Below are 23,585 nucleotides of genomic sequence, written 5' to 3' on the forward strand. Positions count from 1 at the left end.
TTAGTTTCAAATTTCTTATGATTTGTTCTATTAGACGTACGGCTGATACGAAAAGTTGCAAACGAAGTGAACTTTTTTAAAAAAAGATTTTGTAGACTCAATCTTCTTTACGTAATTTGTGTGCAATAAACATTTAATATTAACTAACCCTTTAAATAAGAGTATCATGAATTCAAGCATGGAGAAGCCCTATGTGGTGGGTATTGACATTGGCGGAACAAACACTGTCTTTGGAATTGTTGACGCGCGCGGAACTATTATAGCAAGCGGTGCAGTGAAAACTCAAGTATATCCTACAGTAGAAGAATATGCAGATGAAGTATGCAAAAATCTTCTGCCGTTGATTATCGCAAATGGCGGGGTGGATAAAATAAAGGGTATCGGCATTGGCGCTCCTAATGGGAACTATTATACCGGAACCATTGAATTTGCTCCTAACTTGCCTTGGAAAGGTGTATTGCCGTTGGCTTCTATGTTCGAAGAACGCTTGGGTATACCGACTGCCTTGACAAACGATGCTAATGCTGCCGCAGTGGGCGAAATGACTTACGGAGCCGCCCGCGGTATGAAAGATTTTATCATGATTACTCTGGGAACAGGTGTCGGTAGTGGTATCGTTATCAACGGACAGGTGGTTTACGGTCATGACGGTTTTGCAGGCGAACTCGGTCACGTGATTGTTCGTCGTGACGGACGTATCTGTGGTTGCGGACGCAAGGGCTGTCTGGAAACTTACTGCTCGGCTACAGGTGTGGCACGCACTGCACGTGAATTCCTCGCTGCACGTACCGATGCCAGCTTGTTGCGTAATATCCCGGCTGAGAGCATTGTATCGAAAGACGTATACGATGCAGCCGTACAGGGAGATAAACTGGCTCAGGAGATTTTCGAATTTACAGGTAATATTCTGGGTGAAGCATTGGCAGACGCTATTGCTTTCTCGAGTCCGGAAGCTATTATCCTGTTCGGTGGTTTGGCAAAATCGGGTGATTACATTATGAAGCCGATTATGAAAGCCATGGAGAATAACCTTCTGAACATTTACAAAGGTAAAGCAAAATTGCTCGTTTCTGAGTTGAAGGACTCTGACGCTGCTGTGCTGGGTGCCAGTGCATTGGCTTGGGAACTGAAAGACTTGAGAGACTAAACGCCCTATTAAAGTGATTATTTAGCGAGAGCTCCGGAAGTCATTCCGGAGCTTTTTTTGTCTGTACGGGCGGGAGCTTCGGGATGTACTCCAATATCGTTTTGTCAAAGATGTCATTTTGTATTTTCTATCGCTTCAAGGAGGGCATATTCCGATCTTTGGTTTGAGATCCGTGGAAAAAATGAATTTCAGTTGATTTCCGGCAGCTCAAAAAGATGTCTTATTGAGCTTAATTCTCACCGGAAGAAGGGAATATTCTTTTATTTTGTTTCGTGTGATAGCGAATCTTGTAACTGAACTTCGAAATGCTACTTAGGATACTTCTCTGTAACCGGAGCCAATAAGTGAAAAATAGCTTTGATTTTAGACTATTCATACCTCCTTTGGAGGAAGTTAATGATTCGTTTCGACTTTATTAATAAAAGACTCGGACGTTATTAACAAAAGACTTGGACGAAATTAATAATCTCTTTCGTCTTTTTCTGTATATATAGTCTCAAAGTGATCAAATTCTGCATGAATACTCTTTTCTTATTCTTTTTTTATGCAAAAAGATCCACAGAAGCTCTTTGTTTGAGAAAGGGGTGGTTAGCAAATTGTTTGAAAGGAGAGTATAATGATTCTATTTTATAAGATTTAGCGTCTTTTTGTCGGAAAAGGTAGGAGTGATACTTGTCTTGTGTTACGAATAAAAAAGAGGAAATCTTGCCGGAAGATTCCCTCTTTTTTATCTCGAATCGGAGAGCAGGGCTGATTAGCCGTTAACTCTTTTTTCTTTGATTCTAGCTTTTTTGCCGGTAAGAGCACGCAGGTAGTACAGTTTAGCGCGACGTACTTTACCAACCTTGTTCACTTCAATGCTGTCGATAGCCGGTGATTCGATCGGGAAAATTCTTTCTACGCCTACAGTTCCTGACATTTTACGTACAGTAAAACGTTTCTTTTCTCCGTGACCTGCAATTTTGATAACAACACCGCGGTACAACTGTACACGCTCTTTGTTACCTTCGATAATACGATATGCTACTGTTACAGTGTCTCCTGCTTTGAAGCTCGGGTGCTGTTTTCCGGTAGCGAATGCTTCTTCTGCAATTTTAATTAAATCCATTGTTGTTTATTATTAAATTGTTTTATCGTTACAACGCAACATACCAGGCAACTCTCTCCTGACAGCGATTGCGCGAAAGCGGTGCAAAGTAACGAATTATTTGCCGGATAGCCAAATGTTTTTGTATATTTGTAGCATTATTAAGTACTTAAGGATATGAAACAAAATTACGCAAAGATTATTTCAGGATTCATTCTGGCGGGGTTGCTGACATTTAGTTCTTGTCAGTCGACGCATGAGATGGCAAAAACCGATTACCAGATTGCCAAAGTAGAGGGAAGGATGATTGACATTGACGCCAAATGGGACACCCATCCCGATGCAGATGCCGTGGCAATATTAAAGCCTTATAAAGAAAAAATAGACAACATGATGTATGAGGTGATTGGTAGCAGCGAGCAGAAGATGGACAAAGGACATCCCGAGAGCTTGCTTTCCAATCTTGTAGCGGAAGTATTGCGTCAGGCTGCAACCAAGGTGCAGGACAAGCCGGCAGACATGGGACTGGTGAATATGGGAGGATTGCGTAATATTTTGCCTGCCGGAGATATTACGGTGGGAACGGTATATGAGATATTGCCATTCGAAAATTCGCTTTGTGTAATGAAGATGAAAGGAACACACCTGAAAGCATTGCTCACAAGCATTGCATCGTTGAAAGGAGAAGGGGTGAGCGGTATCCGAATGGAAATTACCAAGGATGGAAAATTACTGAATGCTACGGTGGGCGGCCAGCCGATCGATGACAATAAGCTGTATACCGTGGCGACAATCGATTATCTGGCTGACGGTAATGGAAGTATGGAGGCTTTCTTGCAGGCTGATGATCGTGTGTGTCCCGAGGGAGCCACGTTACGCGGGCTTTTTCTTGATTACGTGAGACAGCAGACTGCTGCCGGAAAGAAGATCACTTCGGCACTGGATGGCAGAATCACTGTGAAATAAAAACGTTATAGATTATAAAACGATAAAATCCAGTAAATTATGATATTCCCAATCAATAAAAAACATACGTTCTTTTCCAAGGAAAAGACACTTCTAACTTTCTTTTTTATTCTCTTTATTTCTTTTTCTGCATTTGGGCAGCAGGATAAAAAGCTGATTCTTCTGCAGACCAGTGATGTGCATAGCCGCCTGGAACCTATCAATCAGGAAGGTGACCGGAATTATGATAAAGGCGGATTCGTACGTCGTGCCACATTTGTGAAGGAGTTCCGCAAAGAGCATCCCGATATGTTATTGTTCGATTGCGGAGATATTTCGCAGGGGACACCTTATTATAATATGTTCCAGGGTGAAGTCGAAGTGAAGATGATGAACGAAATGAAGTATGATGCCATGACTATCGGTAATCACGAATTTGATTTTGATCTGGATAATATGGCCCGTTTATTCCGGATGGCTGATTTTCCGGTGGTTTGCGCTAATTATGATGTAAGTGCTACGGTGCTTAAAGACTTGGTGAAACCGTATGTCGTCTTTGAAAGAGACGGTGTCAAGATCGGAGTTTTGGGATTGGGTTGCCAGCTTGAAGGCATGGTACAAGCCAATAAGTGTGTAGGAGTGGTTTACAATGATCCGGTAACTGTAGCGAACGAAGTGGCTGCTGTCCTGAAAGAAAAAGAGGGATGTGACGTAGTGGTTTGTCTTTCTCATCTGGGTGTGCAGTATGACGAGAATCAGTTGATCCCTAAAACACGTAATATCGATGTTGTTCTCGGAGGCCATTCGCATACATTCATGAAAGGTCCCAAGACTCTCCTCAATATGGATGGCAAGAATGTGTCGCTGATGCATACCGGTAAGAGTGGTATCTATGTAGGGCAGATGGACTTAACACTTGAAAAAAAGAAATAAGAGGACGTTGTAAAAATCTGTGGCGGATTCCTGAAATACCGTCTATGAAATACCTCCCAGACAAACTATGCTAAAACAACTACTAACAGTTGTGTTTCTGCTGAGTGCAGGCACTTTGTGGGCACAACAAGCTGCAGGACTTCTGCCTGTACAGGAAGATACACATTGCAAAGAATGGGTAGAGCAGACGCTCTCCCGTATGAAACTGAAAGATAAAGTCGGGCAATTATTTGTTTATACCCTGGCTCCACGAGCAGATAAAGATACTGAAAAGTTAGTGGGCAAACTGACCCGCAAGTTCAAAGTCGGGGCCTTTCTGTACTCTGAGGGAACAGTAGAAGATCAGGCAAACCTGACCAACTATGCGCAACGCCAGTCGAAAATTCCATTAATGATTACCTTTGATGGTGAGTGGGGACTCGCCATGCGATTGGAAAATACACCGGTGTTTCCACGTAATGCAGCATTGGGCTGTATCAGCGACAATACCTTGATTGAGGCTTATGGGCAGGAAGTGGCGCGTGAGCTTCGTGAGATAGGTGCGCACGTTAATTTTGCTCCGGATGCGGATGTTAATACCAATCCTGAAAATCCGGTCATCCATGTCCGTTCGTTTGGTGAAAATCCGAAAACTGTGGCTGAGAAAGTAATAGCTTATGGGCGTGGATTGGAGACCGGTGGCATTTTGTCTGTCTCCAAGCATTTCCCGGGACATGGTGACACGGATGTCGACTCACACCAGGCATTGCCTGCCGTTTATTATAATCGTGCACGGCTGGACAGTGTGGAACTGTATCCTTTTAAAGAAGCCATTCAGGCAGGATTGGGAGGTGTGATGGTGGGACACTTACAAGTGCCGGCCTTAGAACCTGACCGGATTACCCCTTCTTCATTGTCACATAGCATTGTGACGGATCTATTGAGAGGAGAGTTGGGATTCAATGGATTGGTATTTACCGATGCGCTCGCCATGAAAGGAGTAGCTGCCGAATCGGATGTAACAGTGAAGGCTCTGAAGGCCGGTAATGATATGGTGCTGGTACAGCAAAATGTAGAAAAAGCACAAGAGAGTGTGGTGCAAGCCATAAAAGACGGACGTCTCACGATGGAAGAAATAGATGCGAAATGCCGTAGAATTCTGGCGTATAAATATCGTTTGGGATTAAGCAGGCGACCGATGATTCCGGTAGACGGATTGAGTGACCGTATTCATACTCCTGAAGCGCAGGCTTTGGTAACCAAGCTGCGTACGTCGGCAGTGACCGTACTTGGGAATTATTTTCAGATCCTTCCTCTTACTGCAACAAAGGGTGAGATAGCCGTATTAACAGTGGGAGATGAAGGCAGCGATGCTTCTTTCATCGAGGGGTTACGTAGTGAATTACCATTAAAAACATTCCGGATGGATAAAAATACCGGGGAAGAAGAGCGGCGGAAGATAGTGAAAGAACTGGGAAACTATCGGAGGGTGGTTGTCTGTATAACGGTGCAGGATAAAGAAGCGGGTGAGTATCGTTCGTTTTTTGCCGGGTTCAGGCCCCAAGCTCCTGTGGTCTACGCTTTCTTTACTTCCTATCGGGCACTGGCGTCGTTTGAAGAGGCTGCCGCCCGTTCGGCTGCTGTTGTCCTGGCACATTCCGGTGAGGAGGATTTGCAACGCTATGTAGCCGATGTGGTGTTGGGCAAAGCTTCGGCAACGGGACGTTTATCCATGCGTATCGGCAATACATTTGCAGCCGGTTCCGGTGTAGATGTGATATCCGGTAGCCCAGCGGGCATAGCACCCGAAGATTATGGTTTGAAATCATACAGACTCCACCGGATAGACTCGGTGGTAGCTGCCGGGCTGGCGGCGAAAGCCTTTCCCGGATGCCAGGTGTTGGTATTGCGGCATGGACAACCGGTATATGATAAATGTTTCGGCACTCACTCTGTAACAGACACTACTCCGGTACGGGCGACCGACCTTTTCGATCTCGCTTCATTGACTAAAACCAGTGCCACACTGCTGGCCGTGATGAAACTCTATGATCAGGGACGGATCGAGTTGACAGATGCTGTCTCTAAATACGTGCCTGCTTTGCGGGCTACGAACAAAAAGAATATCACAATCAGGGAACTGTTGTTACATGAATCCGGACTGGTGCCTTATATTCGTTTTTATCGTGATGCAATCGATGAATACTCGGTGACCGGCCCTTTTACACAAGGATTTGTAGACGAGTGGCACCATACCCGTATGGGAGAATATACTTATGCCTGTTCCGATTTCAAGTTTAAGAAAGGATTGGTTTCTGCAACAAAAACCTCCGGGCATACGTTGCAGATAGCCGATGGATTGTGGCTGGACAAGAAATTTAAAGCTGCGATGATGAAGAGTATTGCGCAGTCGGAACTCGACCGTAAACGTTTTGTATATAGTGATATCGGATTTATCCTGTTGCAACAGGTGGTGGAAGCCGTTACCGGCAAGACACTCGATGCTTATTTAGTTTCAGAGTTTTATCGGCCTATGGGATTGGAACATACATTGTTCCAACCTTTAAACCGTTATAAGAAAGCGGATATTATGCCGACTGCTGCCAATGATTACTTACGTCGGCAGGATCTTTGCGGATATGTGTATGATGAAGCTGCCGCCTTTATGGGAGGCGTAAGTGGCAATGCCGGATTGTTTTCAACGGCCCAAGAGTTGGGAAAAATCTATCAGATGATTCTGAATGAGGGTGAACTGGATGGAAAACGCTATCTTCGGCCGGAAACCTGCCGTATATTTACTACGGAGAAATCAGCTGTCAGTCATCGTGGACTGGGGTATGACAAACCTAATCTGAAGGATCCGAAAGCAAATGCCTGTGCATCTTCGGCTCCGGCTTCTGTTTATGGGCATACCGGCTTTACGGGTACTTGTGCTTGGGTTGATCCGGAGAACGACCTGGTCTATATCTTCCTGAGTAATCGTCTTTGTCCCGATGCCTGGAATGGAAAGCTGAACAGCATGAAGATACGACAAGCAATCCAGGAAGTGATTTATCAGTCGTTATATACACCGGAATAGTGGAAGTGAATGGCTTTTTACAATATAAAATGAAAAGAAGATATTTATTGGCTGGTTTAGTTGTATCAGCGCTTTTGGGAGTAGGAGCGAAAGTTCCTGCTTCTATGGATGCCCCTGTCCGTGAGGTTTTTCATACTCCTCCCGGTATGTCTGCTCCTATAGAACCTTTGTTGCTTTATCAGGCTTCCCAGGATGAAAAGTGCCGTCACTGGGTAGATTCTGTCTACAATCGGATGAATCTGAGAGAGAAGGTGGGGCAATTGTTTATTTACACCATTGCGCCCGTGCAGACCAAGCGTAATATGCAGTTGTTGCGTGATGCGGTTCATACTTATAAAGTCGGTGGATTACTTTTTTCCGGCGGAAAGATACAGAATCAGGCTACATTGACCAACGAAGCGCAACGGATGGCCCGCTGTCCGCTGCTGATTACCTTTGATGGTGAATGGGGGCTTTCCATGCGTTTGCGTGGTACTCCTGTCTTTCCGAGAAACATGGTATTAGGATGTATCCAGGACAACCGTTTGATTTATGAATATGGGCGGGAGATGGCCCGACAGTGTCGTGAGATGGGAGTGCAAGTCAATTTTGCTCCGGTGGCAGATGTGAATATCAATCCGGACAATCCGGTCATCAATACCCGTTCGTTTGGTGAAGATCCGGTGAAAGTGGCCGATAAGGTGATTGCTTACGCTTCGGGGCTGGAGAGTGGTAAAGTCCTTTCTGTCTGCAAGCATTTTCCGGGACATGGTGATACGGACGTGGATTCTCATAAGGCACTGCCTGTGTTACCATTTACGCGCGAGCGCTTGGACAGTGTTGAACTGTATCCTTTTAAAGAAGCTATTCGTGCCGGGGTCAGTGGTATGATGGTAGGACACTTGCAGGTACCTGTCATCGAGCCTATAGGTGATTTGCCTTCATCCTTATCCCGTAATGTGGTTTATGGACTTCTGACCGAGGAATTGGCATTTAAGGGACTTATCTTTACCGATGCCCTTGCTATGAAGGGAGTTGCCGGCAATAAGAGCGTATGTTTGCAAGCTTTGCAAGCCGGGAATGATCTGGTGCTGGCTCCCCGCAGGCTGAAAGAAGAAATGGACGCTGTATTGGAAGCGGTGGAAAAAGGAGAACTTCCGGAAGAAGAAATTAATGCAAAATGTCGGAAAGTACTCACTTACAAATATATTTTGGGGCTGGAACGTAAACCGTTTGTGAAACTATCGGGATTGGGAACCCGTATTAATACACCTCAGACACGTGATTTGATTAGCAGGCTGAATCTGGCTGCAATTACTGTGCTGAATAATAAAAATGATGTATTGCCTTTGCATCCCGATCTGAAAGAGGCGGCCATACTGAATGTAGGCAAACCGGAAGAGATTGAGCCTTTTGACCGCAAAATGAAAAAGTATACTTCATTTGCCCGTTTTCAATTGCGTAAAGATCTGCCGGAAGCCGAGCAACAAAAGTTGCGTGACTCTCTTGCTGCCTACCGGCGTGTTATCGTTACTGTGACAGAGCAGCGCCTTGCTCCCTATCAGTCGTTTTTCGCCAAGTTTGCTCCGGAATCTCCTGTAATATATGTATTCTATACGCCGGCTAAGTCGATGTTACAGATACAGCGGGCTGTATCGGCTGCTGAGGCTGTGGTATTGGCTCATGCCTCTCGTGACGACGTTCAGGAACGTGTGGCTGATTTACTTTTCGGTAAAGCAACGGCAGATGGAAGACTGTCGGCCAGTATTGGCGGATTGTTTCCTACCGGTTCGGGTGTTACGATTACTCCGCATACTCCTTTCCACTTTGTACCCGAAGAATATGGAATGAAATCGGAAGTGCTCCGCCGTATCGACACGATTGCTTTGGAGGGAATCAAGGAGGGAGCTTATCCCGGTTGTCAGGTTCTGGTGATGAAGGATGGCAAAGCTTTGTATGACCGGTGCTTCGGATACCATACAGATACAAATAGCGAGAAAGTGAAGCCGACGGATATTTATGATTTGGCTTCTCTGTCTAAAACAACAGGAACGTTGTTGGCCATAATGAAGCTTTATGATAAAGGTCGTTTCAATCTGACCGATAAAGTTTCAGATTATCTGCCTTTCCTGCGCAAGACGAATAAAGAGAACCTGACCATTCGTGAATTGCTCATGCATCAGTCTGGCTTACCTTCCGGTCTGCTTTTCTATCAGGAGGCCATTGACGGGAAAAGCTATAAAGGTTCGCTGTTCAAGCAGTCGAAAGATGCCTTACATACGGTACGGTTGGGTGTCCGTACCTGGGGAAATCCAAGATTCCGGTTTAATAAGGGGATGGCGTCTAAAGAGAAGAACGGTGATTATACTCTTCAGGTTTGTGACAGTTTATGGTTGAACCGGTCGTTCCGTGAAGAGATACGGAAGAAAATAGCCGAAGCACCGTTAAAAGACAAGAGTTATCGTTATAGTGATGTCGGGTTTATCTTGTTGCAGATGCTTGCAGAAGAGCTTAGTGGAAAACCGATGGATGAATATTTATGGCAAGAGTTCTATCAGCCGATGGGATTGGAACATACTGCCTATCTGCCGTTGCGTTACTTCGATAAAAAAGAGGTAGTACCTTCTGCAGTAGACCGTTTCCTGCGTAAGACTACTTTGCAGGGATTTGTCCATGATGAGTCGGCTGCTTTCCAGGGGGGAATTTCGGGTAATGCGGGGCTTTTCTCTAATGCTCGTGAAGTCGGACGTATTTATCAGATGTTGCTCAATGGAGGTGAGTTGGATGGAAGACGTTATCTCAGCAAGGAAACTTGTGCTCTATTCACTACCGAAAAGTCTAAAATCAGCCGTCGCGGTTTAGGTTTTGATAAGCCGGATGTGGTGAATGAAAGTAAAAGTCCGTGCGCTGCTTCTGTTCCGGTTACTGTTTATGGGCATACCGGATTTACAGGAACTTGTGCCTGGGTAGATCCCGACAATGGCTTGATTTATGTATTTCTTAGTAATCGTACCTATCCCGATGCTTGGGTGAACAAATTATCTAAACTTGAGATTAGGGAAAAAATTCAAGAAACGATTTACGAAGCGATGAAAGAAAAGTAATCATTACATATATAGGTCTATTATACATCAATTCCTGATAGAGCGTTGCTCCGTCAGGAATTTGTGTATAACGTCCTATGGTTCATGATGTTTGATATGCTGATATTTCTATTTAGTACTATTGATCCACCGGGATATTCAGGTTATAAATATGGGTTTCACTTTCTAAATGTAAAGAAATAAGTTTGAGAATAGTCAGGGATGGAGAAAAGTATTAAAATTAATAGTAAAATGAGTGCCCTACTCTAAGTTCTATCAGAACTTTCCGAAAGGAGTTAGGGGAAATTGGAGAGCATTTTCTCATAAGTATTAATATTTAATTGGTTTTTAGATAGTGAGATAGGACTAATTGAGAAGACTTCTATATGTGTCTGTTTACCCTCTTGATCCTACTTTTCTACCTGTATTAGATTTAACTTTCGAAGACAAAGTTAACTGTATTTTTTATAAATACAATAAACAATACTAAAAAATAATATAAAATAAATCTTTTATTGATTTGTTTTTCTACCTAATATAAATGATAAAGTAATATAAAAAGAAAAGTAATCCTTTCATGTCATTTTAAGTTCTGATAGGACTTGGCATTTCTGCCGGCCTGCTCTCTCCGAACTATGTGTTCGCTACGTCTTTAGAGACTTATGAGAACCAGTCTGTAGCTGCTGTTCAGCAAGCAAGGAAGATTACCGGTACACTGACCGATGCTGTCGGTGAACCTATTATTGGTGCTACTGTTTTAGAAAAAGGAAACCCTTCCAATGGTACGATTACCGATATCAATGGTAAATTCTCTCTTTCGGTCCATCCTAATGCTGTGATCAGTATTTCGTATATAGGATACATAACACAAAATATTAAGATAACTAATCAAACCTCACTGAAAGTGGTTATGATGGATGATACCCAGGCGCTGGAAGAAGTAGTGGTAGTAGGTTATGGTTCGCAGAAGAAAGCGAATCTGACCGGAGCCGTATCTTCTGTGAAAATGGATGAGGTACTGGGTGACCGTCCTATCTTGAATGCATCTGATGCTCTTCAGGGAGCCGTGCCGGGACTGTTTGTATCTAATGGAGGTAATGCTCCCGGAACCAGTAAGTCGTTCCAGATTCGTGGAGCCTATTCGGTGGGTGTCAAGAACTCGGACGGTTCATACGGAAACACCATTAAGCCACTCGTATTGATTGATAATGTGGAAGGTGACCTCGATATGGTAAACCCCGAAGATATCGAGTCAATCAGTGTACTGAAGGATGCAGCTTCAGCAGCTATCTATGGTGCACGTGCAGCCGGTGGTGTAATTGTCGTTACGACTAAACGCCCTAAAGGTGCTGCTAAGTTCTCATTGAATTACAACAATAACTTTGCTTTCGGAACAGCTGTCAATCTGCCTAAACAGGCTCCGCTGATGGACTATCTGCAAGCTTATCTGGATTGTGGATATTCAGATGCCTATTGGTCGCTCGGTTCGCCAAGTGTCAGCAAATGGATGGAATATCTGAGTGAATACCAGAAGAACCCTTCTGCTTTCAATACGGTGGGAGACGGTATTTATATGGATGAATCCGGTGTACCATACTATTTGAATGAAAAAGATCTTTATAAGAACTTTATGGAAACCAGTTTCCAGATGACTCATAATATTTCCGCTTCAGGAGGTACGGACAAACTGCGTTATCGTATTTCGGGTGGATATACTTCGAATGACGGTGTATTGGTGTCCGATCGTGATAAGTTTGAACGTATGAATATCAATACCTTTATTTCGGCAGATGTAACTAACTGGTTCACTCAGGAAGTGACTATGAGCTATGCGCATAGTCTACAGACTTCACCCGGTGGAATGGGAGGTGTGTATAATACTCGTTTGGTTTCATATTATCCGGAAGGAGATCTGCCGGCATCAGTCAATACGTTGGCAAACGAGGATCTTCCTTTGTTCATTCCACGCAACCAGATCTTGTTGTCGAATCCGGTAAACAATAATAATGACAATCCGCGTATCTTCCTGAAATCCATATTGAAACCACTAAAGGGACTGGAAGCTGTATTTGAATATACATTTGATAAAAACATCTATGATTACCACTGGTATACAGGACAGTATGACTATACTACCATTCAGGGAGGAAGTTCAAAATCATTTGTAGACGATTATCTGAGAAAGTACAAACAGCATACGAATTATAACGCTATCAACGTTTACGCTACATATAGTAAGAAATTCGGTGACCATAATTTCAAAGTAATGGCAGGATTCAACCAGGAGTCGAGCTATCAGGAAACATTGGATGCTTATTCTTACAATCAGGCGGTGATAGACGTACCGGCCATGGGATCGGGAACCGGCACCATCAAGGCTACCGACTCATACAGTGAATATGCCGTACGTGGTGGATTCTTTAGAGTCAACTATAATTATCAGGACAAATATTTGCTGGAAGTGAACGGACGTTATGACGGTTCTTCTAAATTCCCGAAGAGCTCTCGTTTCGGTTTCTTCCCTTCTGTATCAGCCGGTTGGCAGATCGCTCAGGAGAAGTTTATGGAGTCTACCCGTAACTGGTTGGACGGATTGAAGATTCGCGCATCATATGGTGTGATCGGTAACCAGAATGTGAATCCGTATACTTTCACTCCGACAATGAGTGTCAGCAATAAATCTACTTCCTGGATTATCGACAATACGTATGTCACCTCTATCAGCTCGTTGCCGGCTTTGGTAAGCCAGAACTTTACATGGGAGAAAGTAGGTACGGTCAATGTCGGACTTGATATTAACTTATTCAACAATCGCCTGAATGGTGTATTTGAATGGTATCAGCGTAACACTAACGGCATGCTTGCTCCGGGTGTGCAGCTACCGGCTGTCGTAGGTGCAAGCGCTCCTTATCAGAATACTGCCGATATGCGTACACGAGGCTGGGAGTTGAGCTTGAACTGGCGTGACCAGATCGGTAAGGTGGGATATCGTTTGGGATTCAACTTGTCGGATTATAAATCGAAAATTACCAAATACGATGATAATGCAACCACCAAGTTGCTGAGCAGTTTCTATCCCGGACAGGTGATGGGAGAGATATGGGGCTATATAGCCGATGGTTATTATTCTGTGGACGATTTCGAAGATACATCATCCTGGAAACTGAAAGAGGGAATAACCTCGATCAATGGTTATAACGTACGTCCGGGTGATGTGAAATTCAAAAACCTCCGTGATGATGAAAGTTCTACTAATGTAATTACCAGTGGTGACAATACATTCGACAATCCGGGTGACCGTAAAGTGATCGGTAATACGACTCCGCGTTATCAGTATGGTATCAATCTGGGAGCTAACTATGCCGGTTTCGACCTCAATGTTATCCTTCAGGGAACAGGAAAGCGTGATTACTGGATTTCGAATGTCTTGACTTTCCCGATGAATGGTGATAACTTCATTCCGTTGTTTGACGGTTTGAGTGATTACTGGATGCCTAAAGATCCTGACAACGGTGACTGGACCGCAGTCAATCCGAATGCGAAGTATCCTCGTCTGTATGGTAACCGAGGTAATTCCGGTTCAAACCTCCGTCAGAGCGACAAATACTTGTCTGATGCTTCTTATCTCCGTATTAAGAACATCACTTTGTCTTACAATTTACCAAAGAAGTGGTTGTCTCAGATCTTCCTTTCACAAATGAAGGCGTTTGTCAGTGTTGAAAACGTAGCTACTTTCACCTCTTTGCCTTCGGGTATCGACCCGGAGAGAATAGAATGGAACTATCCGGCATTCCGTACAGTTTCGTTCGGTATAAATATCACATTATAAACTCTAATCTGATACATGAATATGAAAAAGATATTATTGTTTTTAACCCTCTTTACAGGGATGATACTGGCGGGATGCAACGATAGCTTCCTTGAGAAATATCCTGTAACCAGCCTGACGGAAGAAAATGCATTCAAGTCGTATGACAATTTTAAGGCCTTTATGTGGCCATGTTATGAAATGTTCTCTAATACGAATATCGCCACTTCTACAACGGCAATCGGGCGTAACTCTCACTATATGGGTGATGTGTATGCCGGATACCTGAATCAGCGTGGAGCCAGCAGTCAGAATAAATATGCGTTTCAGACAGTGACCAATGCTACGTCGGGTAATGGATGGAACTTCTCTACATTCATTCGCCGTATCAACCTGATGCTTTCGCATGTGGATGATTCTGATATGACAGAAGCTGAAAAGAATCACTGGAAAGCTGTTGGATATTTCTTCCACTCATTTTGGTATATGGAGTTGATAGACCGTTTCGGTGATGTGCCTTGGATCGATAAACCACTGGACGAAACCTCTGAAGAAGCTTACGGAACGCGGATGCCTCGTCTGGAAGTGGCTGATAAAGTCCTGGAGCGCTTGCAATGGGCCGAACAAAATATCGGTGATGCGTCCGTTTACGAGAAAAAGGACGGTTCGAATACTATCAACCGTGATTGTGTACGTGCGGCTCTTTCACGTTTCACACTTCGCGAAGCAACTTGGCGCAAATATCATGAATTGGGTAGTTATGACAAATACTTCGATGAATGTATCCGTGTATCGAAGCTGTTGATGGCGGATTATCCTACATTATATTATGGTACCGACGGACAGCCGGCAGCCGGATATGGTGAAATGTGGACAACAGAGGATCTGAGTAAGGTACAGGGAGTCATTCTGTATCAGCAGTGGCTGGAAACCATTAAACCCGGACATTCGTGCTATTATGAACACACCTCTTCACATGATATAGAAATGCATCAGGGAACGGTAGACTTGTATTTGTGTAAGGATGGCAAGACTATTTCCCATTCAGACCAATATCAGGGAGATAAGGATATTTATGCTACTTTCCGCAATCGTGACCCGCGTATGTATCACACCATCATGCCGCCTTATAAGGTAAAAGATGGTAAGGGGGATTATTCCACATGGTCTTATACCAGTGATCCTGCCGATCGCGAATATATTGATATCATGGGAGCTAACGAGTCGTGCAGTAATCCGGGTATTGGCATGAAGCGCTTGCCGGGACAAAACTGGAGTGCTTCATTGGTACGTCGTGTTCCTAACCTGCAAGGGGGCGCACAATACACAATTGAAGGAAAGAAATATGGACCGCATGCCTATGTGGCTTCCCGTTCGGGATATTATGTATGGAAGAACTGGGATAATTGGGAGGAAAACTATAATAATGCCCAGGTGAATACTGCCGACAAACCTGTCTTTAAAATTGAAGAGGTCTTGTTGAACTATGCAGAGGCTATGTTCGAAACGAATCAATTTACACAAACCATTGCCGACGAGACGATCAACAAGTTGCGTAAACGTGCCGGTGTAGCCGATATGGTAGTAGCCCAGATTGATGGTAACTTTGACCCGAAACGTGGAAAATATTATCCGAAAGGAAATGATAACGGCATACTCGTTGATCCGGTATTATGGGAAATCCGTCGTGAACGTATTATCGAATTGATGGGCGAAGGATTTGGTTTTTATGATGTACGTCGCTGGAGAATGGCTCCTTGGTTCGTCAATATGCAGCAGAAAGGTATGTGGATTTCAAAGACGGAACTCAGCTCACTGACGTTGCTCAACGAAATGACCGGAACTTCAGACGGGGCGAACGGATCGATGACCGAAGGGTATATCTATCTATTCAACGATCCGTTGAAGGAAGGAAAAGGCTGGCTGGAGAAATATTATCTCTATCAGGTTCCGTTAGAAGAAATAGCTCTTAATCCTAACTTGACACAAAACCCGGGATGGGAATAAAAGGATCTGTAGCCGTTCTTTTTAATTAAATTTTGAGAAGAAGGGAATGTGTCAAAGGCACCACAGATTACACGGATGAAATAGTAAAATATAGGTTATCCGCATGGATAGTCTGTTATAATCTGAGTGATCTGTGGTAAGGAGGCTTTTGAAACATTCTCTTCTTTTTGTTTTGAAAACTTTAAATGAACATTATGAATCAGAAATTATTACTCGGAAGTGCACTGCTCGTGGGAATGGCTTCTACACAGCAGGCGTTGGCCCGGCAGAAGAAAGCAAAGGAACAAACCCGTCCGAATGTCGTTTTCATATTGGCTGACGATTTGGGATACGGAGACTTAAGCTGTTATGGGCAGGAAAAGTTTGAGACTCCTAATATCGACCGGTTGGCACAGAACGGAATGCGTTTTACCCAATGTTATTCGGGAACAACGGTTAGTGCTCCCTCACGTTCGTGTCTGATAACCGGAACCCATAGCGGGCATACGGCTATCCGTGGAAATAAAGAGCTTGCTCCGGAAGGACAATTCCCATTGCCGGAAAACTCACAGACTATTTTCAATGATTTCCGTAATGCCGGTTATCGTACAGGTGCCTTTGGTAAATGGGGGCTTGGCTATATCGGTTCCGCGGGGGACCCTTACAAACAGGGAATCGATCAGTTTTACGGATATAATTGCCAGTTGCTGGCACACAGCTATTATCCCGATCATTTGTGGGACAACGATAAACGGGTAGATTTGCCGGACAATAATCTCAATGTGCAATATGGGAAGGGTACTTATTCGCAGGACCTGATTCACTCTAAAGCATTGGCTTTTCTGGATGAAGCCGCTAAGGAGAAAGATCAACCTTTCTTTATGTGGTATCCTACCATTATTCCGCATGCCGAACTGATAGTACCTGAAGATAGTATTATTAAGAAGTTTCGTGGGAAGTACCCCGAGAAGCCTTATCGTGGAGTGGAGCCCGGAAGTCCTGCTTTCCGTAAAGGAGGATATTGTACTCAGTTCTATCCGCACGCTACATTTGCTGCAATGGTCTATCGGTTGGATGTATATGTAGGGCAGATTGTACAGAAGTTGAAAGATATGGGAGTATACGATAATACCATTATCATCTTTTCGAGTGATAATGGTCCTCATATGGAGGGTGGTGCCGATCCGGACTTTTTCAACAGTAATGGCATATGGCGCGGGTATAAACGTGACGTGTACGAAGGTGGTATCCGTGTACCCATGATCATATCGTGGCCCGGACACGTACAACCCAGTACGGAAACCGATTTCATGTGTTCATTCTGGGACTTAATGCCCACTTTCAGGGAAGTGTTGAATCCGAAAGCGGATACCCGGAATATGGATGGTGTCAGTATACTTCCTCTGTTACAAAACCGTAAAGGACAGAAAGAACATGAATATCTTTATTTCGAATTTCTTGAGATGAATGGGCGTCAGGCAGTCCGCAAAGGTGACTGGAAGCTTGTTCACATGAATATACGGGGAAATAAGCCCTATTACGAATTATACAACCTGGCTTCTGATCCGTCGGAGAAGTACAATGTGCTGAATCAATATCCCGAGAAAGCGGATGAATTGAAAGCGATTATGAAAGAAGCCCATATAGAAGATTCCAATTGGCCTTTATTTAGATAAATAGTGATTGATAAAGTTGTCAAATGAAAGGCAAGCATACTATGTATTGCTTTTAAAAAGGAAGAGGCTGTCATGTGATATAACAGCCTCTTTTGTATATATAGTCAGGTACCTCTGCTCTTTTTAGAAGGCAAGACCTACCCTGAAGCCGAAGTTGTTCAGCTTGTCTACATTGTAAGTCAGCACATTGGCCTTGTTGGTAGCATAGCTGTAGTAAACGGCGATATGGAGACCCGGACCGTAAGCCCAAGGGTATACGTTAAGACCGATTTCCGGTGATACGTAGAATCCCCAAGTATTATCGCGGGTTTCGAACATATTGTAGTTAGAACGTACTTTCGCATAATTGGCACCCAGCTTGACACCGAAATAAGGTTGCCATGCTCCGCCACGATTCATTTGATAACGTGCAGCGGCACCAAAAGGTAACTGGAAGATGGTATGTTGCTGGTCAGTATTCACGGTTCCTTCGCCAACAGGGAAAGTTGCGCGTGGGAAGTATTCGTGGTTACTGCTGTAGTTCATAAAAAGTCCGAGTCCGAGATTAGGAGTTACAAAGTAACCGCCTTCGAAGTTCATACCCCATCCGCTGGCTTTATCGGCAAAGTGATTCTTCAGTGGTGCGTTGAACTGCCAGTCCACGTTAGCGTATCCATTATCTGATAACTGTGCCTTGGCCGGCATGGCAAAGGCCAGAGCAAGGGCCGCTATGGCCAGTACTCTAAGAGAAATATATTTCATTGTTTTCATAACGGTTCTTGATTAAATTATTTGTTAGTGAGATAGGGTGACTGTGCAAACGACTGATTGATTGCGCGAACAACCAGAGTTTGGTTCACTTTACCGGAATAGCTTGCAGGTCCGCTCAGGAAGCTGCTCCACAAAACGGGGAGTTTTTGTTTTTCACCCTCAGGAGCTTTCAGGTTCATAATCTCAGTAAGGAATGAGTTGGTTGTAATGCTATAGTTTACAACATACGGATAATACCAGCCGCCCCAATTACCCCAGTAAGGTGCATCCCAGTATCCGGGATAGTTCCACCACCACTCAGGTTGTCCGTAATCGGTGAAGTAATAAGTACTTTGAACGTAACTTACCTGTATACCCAGGTCGGCAGCATCTTTATTGTCTGTATATGTAAAACCTTTGCTATTCAGGTTTTCTTTGTACGCATTGATGATAGCTTCTGCTGCTTCACCTTTCCAGTATTCCGGATCTTTTTTATCTCCGATGACGAGAACGCTGTCAGGGATGTAGTACGTGCTGAATTGTTTGAAGTCAGCTTTCTTGTCGTAGTTGGTGTAAACCAAATAGTCATTGTCCAATTTGTCCATGTCAGGGTCTTTTTCGCAGGCTGCGAATGCAAAGACCGCCAATAAGATGGGAATTAATCTCTTCATATCTTTATAATGTTTAGGTTAATTAAAAAAATCTTGCCCTGGTACCTTAAGGCGTTTGCAGAAAATAACAAGACTCTTGTTAAAAGGTTCGCAAAGAATAATGTTAAAATGCAGTATGATTACTTGGAGGCTTTGGTGAAAGATCTATCTTTGTACAAAATTAAAACCGAAATAAATATGAAGAACCTACGCATCTGGCAGACACTTTCCTTATGGCTCGTCTTGCTTGTTACATCCTTGCCTCTGTCTGCCCAAACAGCTTTATTAGAGAAATTGGGTAAGATTGCCGACATCACCGGAACCCAACCCTTGGAATCTACAGAATTTGTTGAAAAATATGTGGCTTATTTCACACAGCCGTTAGATCATCGTCATCCGGAGAAGGGTTCTTTCAGTCAGCGTGTTATTGTTTCTCATGTCGGATTTGATCGTCCTACTGTGATGGTTACCGAAGGCTATGGCGCTTCTTACGCCTTGGGAGCCAATTACCGGGAGGAATTATCGAAACTATTTAATACTAATATGATATTCGTGGAATACCGCTATTTCCTTGAATCGACTCCTACTCCTAAAGATTGGCAATATCTGACAGCCGAGAATTCTGCCGAAGATTTACATGCCGTACGGGAGGCTTTCCGTTCCATCTATCCCGGTAAGTGGATTGCCACCGGCATCAGTAAAGGAGGACAGACGGCAATGCTTTATCGTACTTTCTTTCCCGAGGATGTGGATATCTCTGTTCCATATGTGGCTCCGCTTTGCTATGGAGTTGAAGACGGGCGTCACGAACCTTTTTTAAAGATGGTATCTACTCCCGAAGCTCGTAAGAAAATTGAAGATTTTCAGTTGGAGGTGTTGAAACGTAAACCTACTTTGTTACCTCGTTTCGAGAAGTATTGTGCCGGAAAGAAATATAAGTTCCGTGCTCCTGTAGAGGAGATTTATGATTATTCGGTGCTCGAATATTCGTTTTCTATCTGGCAATGGGGAACTCCGGTCGATCAGATTCCTGCCGTTACAGCTTCGGATGACGAACTCTTTAAACATTTACTCGCTATCAGCGAACCGTCTTATTTTGAGGAAGAGGGTGCCAATACTTCTTTCTTTGTACAAGCTGCCCGCGAGTTGGGATATTATGGGTATGATATCCGTCCATTCAAAAAATACCTTACCATTAAAACCAGTAAAGATTACTTGAAGCGTTTGATGCTTCCCGAAGAACTCGGTGATATGAAGTTTGATAAGACTCTGAGTCGGAAAATAATTCATTTCCTGAAGAACAATGATCCGAAAATGATCTTTATTTATGGGCAGAACGATCCATGGACGGCAGCAGGTGTCACCTGGCTGAAAGGGAAAAAGAATATTCATGTCTTTGTGGAACCCAACGGAAGTCATTTGGCCCGTATCGGCACTTTGCCTCAAAAAGAGAAAGAAGAAGCCATCGGATTGATAAAGAAGTGGTTGGAAGAGTGATCCCATTCTTGCCCCTTTGTAGATGAATAGAAAAGTTACAGAGGTGTTTTCACCACAGATTACACAAACCTGTACAGATGAAGGTCAAATGGATGACTGTCTGTATGGGTGATCTGTGATAATCCGTGTAACCTGTGGTGACCTCTGATGTTACAAACTTATATCAGTGGTTTTAACATTTCCGGTATCTCTACTTTGTCCAGATCCAGTTCGTTTAAACGCTTCTTGCCTGCCTCTGTGAGGCTGAAGTACATCTGGCGTTTGTCTACTTCACCCAATGCCCGTCGGATGAGTCCTTTATCTTCTACCGCACGGATGACTTTCGACGTATGCGACGGAGCCATTTCCGTTCGTTCGGCTATAGCAGTCGAGGTAATTTCCTTTCCGGCTTCGCGCAACGCACATAGCACCATTGCTTCGTTCAGCGATATTCCATACACCTCTTCAAATGCCGTTTCGAAAATGGAGAGTGCTTTGTAGATATCGCGCATCTTACATATTGTATTCATACTTCCTTATTAAATAAACAGATTGATGTTAGCATTATCGGCACGTTCCATATAAGTGGCTACTCCGCCTACCGTAACTTCATCAAGCAACTCTTCACGTTTTACTCCCATCACATCCATCGACATTTGGCAAGCAATAAACTCCACCCCGTTCTCCAGAGCCTGCTGCCGTAGGGATTCCAGTGAGTCGATGCCTTTCCGGTGCATGATGTATCGCATCATCTTTCCACCCATACCTCCCATGCTCATTTTAGAAAGTTTCAGTTTCAGCGAACTGGATGGGAGCATTGTACCAAACATCTTGCCGAAAATGTCTTTCTCCACTTTGGGCTTATGCAATTTCTTAATCACATTCAGCCCCCAGAAAGTAAAGAAGATAGTTACTTTTTGTCCGGTGGCAGCTGCGCCGTTGGCCAGGACGAAAGTGGCAAGTGCCTTGTCCAAGTCGTCACTGAACATAATCAGAGTTTTACCTTTGCTGTCACATGTCGTAGTTAGGTTACAAGCCTGGGGTTCGCCTTTCTCAATGACTACTACCGATTTCCCTCCGGTACTATCCTTGGAGATAAATTTATTTCCGGTAGAGTTGCACCATGCGGCAGCATCCCGCGAGAATCCCGGGTCTGTAGCCACAATTTCAACTCTCTCGCCCGGAACAAGCGTATCCATTGTTTTCTTCATCTTTAGGACCGGGCCCGGACATTGTAATCCGCAGGCATCCACCCGGATTGTCTTAGGATTTGCAGCCGTTGTAGTTTGGGGTGCCTCAGCTGCCACAGAAGGTTCCGCCGGGCTGTCTTGCGCAGAAGGCGTGTCGTCTGTTTCTTCATTTTCGTGCAAGATGATGGGAGCGGTAGCAGCACGATAGGTCTTCAATCCGCCGGAGAGGTTATATACTTCTTTGAAACCGTGCTGGATCAGGATGCGGTAAACAAGATATCCTCTCAGCCCTACGGCGCAGAAGGTGTAGATTGGCTTGTTCGAAGGAAGTTCAGCAATACGGTCACGTATTTCATCCAATGGTATATTTACTGCTCCGGGCAGTGAACCCAATGCAAATTCGTCCGGTGTACGCACATCCAGCAGGAACACATCTTTCAGTTCGATATCTCTCAGGTCGCGCCAGTATACGGGTTTTACTCTGCCGAGGATGATGTTTTCGGCTACATAACCGGCGATGGCTACGGGGTCCTTTGCCGAAGAGAAAGGAGGCGCATACGCCTGCTCCACTTTCATCAGGTCATAGATCGTTCCCTCGTGTTTGATGACAAGAGAAAGTTCGTCAATTCGTTTGTCCACGCCATCATACCCCACAATTTGACCGCCATACAACTTGCCTGTTTGGGGATCGAAGGTTATTTTGATACTCATCGGCATAGCGTCCGGATAGTATCCTGCATGCGAGGCCGGATGAGTGGTTGAAGATGCATATACAATGCCCGCCTGCTTTAACCGCTTTCCCGGAAGTCCGGTTGAGGCTACTGTCATGTCAAATACTTTTGCGATGGAGGTACCGATGGCTCCTTCATAAGGAATCTGTGCACCCAGCAGGTTGTCGGCAACAATACGTCCCTGTCGGTTAGCGGGTCCGGCAAGATAGTTCAGCCAAGGTTTGCCCGTAATGGGATGGCGGAATTCAATGGCATCACCGATGGCATAGATCGATTCGTCGGAAGTCTGCAAATAATCATTTACTGCGATACCTCCCGCTTCACCGATCGTAAGTTCGGCAGCTCTTGCCAGCGTTGTCTCCGGGCGCACGCCGATAGATAGAATCACGATATCCGCCAGGATGGATTGTCCGTTCTTGAAGACTACCTTCACTTCTTTGCCTGCTTGCTCAAACGATGCGACAGCTTGCTCCAGGTATAAGTTGACACCCTTCTCCATCAAATGTTGATGAACCAGTGCTGCCATTGAAAAGTCAATAGGTGCCATCACCTGGTTGCCCATCTCGACAATAGATACTTGCGCTCCCAGTGCGTGCAGGTTTTCTGCCATTTCCAGTCCGATGAATCCGGCCCCGATCACGACAGCCCGGCGGGGAGGCCGATTGTTGACATATGCTTTAATGCGGTCGGTGTCTGCTACATTCCGCAAAGTAAAGATGCCGGTTGAGTCAATGCCCGGTAATGGTGGGCGTACAGGAGATGCACCGGTGGATATTAACAGTTTGTCATAACTCTCCTCGTAAGTGTCTTCACTCTTAAGGCGGACGGTTACTGTCTTTTTCTTCCGGTCGATAAAAATAACTTCATTCTCGGTACGCACGTCTACCCTGAAACGTACTCCGAAAGCTTCGGGAGTCTGTACGAATAGTTTCTCACGCTCTTCGATAACGTCCCCTATATAATAGGGCAGTCCGCAGTTGGCATAAGATATGTACTTTCCTTTTTCCAACAAGATGATTTCCGCTGTTTCGTCCGAACGTCTGATACGGGCTGCAGTAGTAGCTCCTCCTGCTACGCCTCCAATAATAATAATCTTCATTTGAATAT

The 23,585-nt window shown here is 44.4% G+C and carries 14 protein-coding genes; 9 read left to right on the forward strand and 5 right to left on the reverse strand.

The features are described 5' to 3' along the window. Window positions 1–166 precede the first annotated feature (166 nt). A complete protein-coding gene (locus BF9343_RS02370; protein WP_005784451.1) occupies window positions 167–1,147 on the forward strand; it encodes an ROK family protein in 981 nt (326 codons plus the stop codon). A gap of 754 nt (window positions 1,148–1,901) precedes the next feature. Here BF9343_RS02370 and rplS read toward each other — a convergent pair. Beyond that, window positions 1,902–2,255, reverse strand: a complete 354-nt coding sequence (gene rplS / locus BF9343_RS02375; RefSeq protein WP_005778830.1) for a 50S ribosomal protein L19 — start codon at window positions 2,253–2,255, stop codon at window positions 1,902–1,904. A gap of 156 nt (window positions 2,256–2,411) precedes the next feature. On the opposite strand from rplS, the gene BF9343_RS02380 reads away from it, so the two are divergent. The 7 genes from BF9343_RS02380 (at window position 2,412) to BF9343_RS02410 (ending at window position 17,702) form a co-directional block, all read left to right on the forward strand. Continuing rightward, window positions 2,412–3,200, forward strand: coding sequence for a 5'-nucleotidase C-terminal domain-containing protein (locus tag BF9343_RS02380; RefSeq protein WP_005784454.1), 789 nt, complete (start codon window positions 2,412–2,414; stop codon window positions 3,198–3,200). 39 nt (window positions 3,201–3,239) lie between these two features. After that, window positions 3,240–4,112, forward strand: a complete 873-nt coding sequence (locus BF9343_RS02385; RefSeq protein WP_005801566.1) for a bifunctional metallophosphatase/5'-nucleotidase — start codon at window positions 3,240–3,242, stop codon at window positions 4,110–4,112. Window positions 4,113–4,179: 67 nt separating this feature from the next. Beyond that, a complete protein-coding gene (locus BF9343_RS02390; RefSeq protein WP_010992078.1) occupies window positions 4,180–7,170 on the forward strand; it encodes a glycoside hydrolase family 3 N-terminal domain-containing protein in 2,991 nt (996 codons plus the stop codon). 29 nt (window positions 7,171–7,199) lie between these two features. Further along, entirely contained in the window at window positions 7,200–10,253 is a 3,054-nt protein-coding gene (locus BF9343_RS02395) for a glycoside hydrolase family 3 N-terminal domain-containing protein (protein ID WP_041926297.1), read from the forward strand. 616 nt (window positions 10,254–10,869) lie between these two features. Next, window positions 10,870–14,061, forward strand: coding sequence for a SusC/RagA family TonB-linked outer membrane protein (locus BF9343_RS02400; protein WP_010992080.1), 3,192 nt, complete (start codon window positions 10,870–10,872; stop codon window positions 14,059–14,061). Between the two features lie 15 nt (window positions 14,062–14,076). Next, a complete protein-coding gene (locus tag BF9343_RS02405; protein WP_005784466.1) occupies window positions 14,077–16,047 on the forward strand; it encodes a RagB/SusD family nutrient uptake outer membrane protein in 1,971 nt (656 codons plus the stop codon). Window positions 16,048–16,241: 194 nt separating this feature from the next. Further along, window positions 16,242–17,702, forward strand: coding sequence for an arylsulfatase (locus tag BF9343_RS02410; RefSeq protein WP_005784467.1), 1,461 nt, complete (start codon window positions 16,242–16,244; stop codon window positions 17,700–17,702). 123 nt (window positions 17,703–17,825) lie between these two features. On the opposite strand, the gene BF9343_RS02415 is transcribed toward BF9343_RS02410, so the two are convergent. Beyond that, window positions 17,826–18,452: a porin family protein gene (locus BF9343_RS02415; protein ID WP_005784469.1), complete on the reverse strand. Its 627-nt coding sequence runs from the start codon at window positions 18,450–18,452 to the stop codon at window positions 17,826–17,828. A 17-nt stretch (window positions 18,453–18,469) separates the two neighbouring features. Next, on the reverse strand, window positions 18,470–19,102 hold the full coding sequence (locus BF9343_RS02420) for a DUF4136 domain-containing protein (RefSeq protein WP_005784472.1): 633 nt from the start codon (window positions 19,100–19,102) through the stop codon (window positions 18,470–18,472). A gap of 177 nt (window positions 19,103–19,279) precedes the next feature. On the opposite strand from BF9343_RS02420, the gene BF9343_RS02425 reads away from it, so the two are divergent. Continuing rightward, on the forward strand, window positions 19,280–20,578 hold the full coding sequence (locus BF9343_RS02425; protein ID WP_032532633.1) for a S28 family serine protease: 1,299 nt from the start codon (window positions 19,280–19,282) through the stop codon (window positions 20,576–20,578). A 158-nt stretch (window positions 20,579–20,736) separates the two neighbouring features. Here BF9343_RS02425 and BF9343_RS02430 read toward each other — a convergent pair whose 3' ends face one another. Continuing rightward, the gene (locus tag BF9343_RS02430) at window positions 20,737–21,087 is read right to left on the reverse strand and encodes a MarR family winged helix-turn-helix transcriptional regulator (protein ID WP_005784476.1); all 351 of its coding nucleotides are present in this window, start codon (window positions 21,085–21,087) and stop codon (window positions 20,737–20,739) included. A gap of 9 nt (window positions 21,088–21,096) precedes the next feature. Further along, entirely contained in the window at window positions 21,097–23,577 is a 2,481-nt protein-coding gene (locus tag BF9343_RS02435) for an FAD-dependent oxidoreductase (RefSeq protein ID WP_010992082.1), read from the reverse strand. Window positions 23,578–23,585 lie beyond the last annotated feature (8 nt).

Origin of the sequence: Bacteroides fragilis NCTC 9343 (assembly GCF_000025985.1) — a bacterium.
GTDB lineage: Bacteria > Bacteroidota > Bacteroidia > Bacteroidales > Bacteroidaceae > Bacteroides > Bacteroides fragilis.

Coding starts and splice junctions, on each gene's coding strand:
- BF9343_RS02370 (WP_005784451.1), top strand. CDS start 167: ATGAATTCAAGCATGGAGAAGCCCTATGTGGTGGGTATTGACATTGGC.
- rplS (WP_005778830.1), bottom strand. CDS start 2,255: ATGGATTTAATTAAAATTGCAGAAGAAGCATTCGCTACCGGAAAACAG.
- BF9343_RS02380 (WP_005784454.1), top strand. CDS start 2,412: ATGAAACAAAATTACGCAAAGATTATTTCAGGATTCATTCTGGCGGGG.
- BF9343_RS02385 (WP_005801566.1), top strand. CDS start 3,240: ATGATATTCCCAATCAATAAAAAACATACGTTCTTTTCCAAGGAAAAG.
- BF9343_RS02390 (WP_010992078.1), top strand. CDS start 4,180: ATGCTAAAACAACTACTAACAGTTGTGTTTCTGCTGAGTGCAGGCACT.
- BF9343_RS02395 (WP_041926297.1), top strand. CDS start 7,200: ATGAAAAGAAGATATTTATTGGCTGGTTTAGTTGTATCAGCGCTTTTG.
- BF9343_RS02405 (WP_005784466.1), top strand. CDS start 14,077: ATGAATATGAAAAAGATATTATTGTTTTTAACCCTCTTTACAGGGATG.
- BF9343_RS02410 (WP_005784467.1), top strand. CDS start 16,242: ATGAATCAGAAATTATTACTCGGAAGTGCACTGCTCGTGGGAATGGCT.
- BF9343_RS02415 (WP_005784469.1), bottom strand. CDS start 18,452: ATGAAAACAATGAAATATATTTCTCTTAGAGTACTGGCCATAGCGGCC.
- BF9343_RS02420 (WP_005784472.1), bottom strand. CDS start 19,102: ATGAAGAGATTAATTCCCATCTTATTGGCGGTCTTTGCATTCGCAGCC.
- BF9343_RS02425 (WP_032532633.1), top strand. CDS start 19,280: ATGAAGAACCTACGCATCTGGCAGACACTTTCCTTATGGCTCGTCTTG.
- BF9343_RS02430 (WP_005784476.1), bottom strand. CDS start 21,087: ATGAATACAATATGTAAGATGCGCGATATCTACAAAGCACTCTCCATT.
- BF9343_RS02435 (WP_010992082.1), bottom strand. CDS start 23,577: ATGAAGATTATTATTATTGGAGGCGTAGCAGGAGGAGCTACTACTGCA.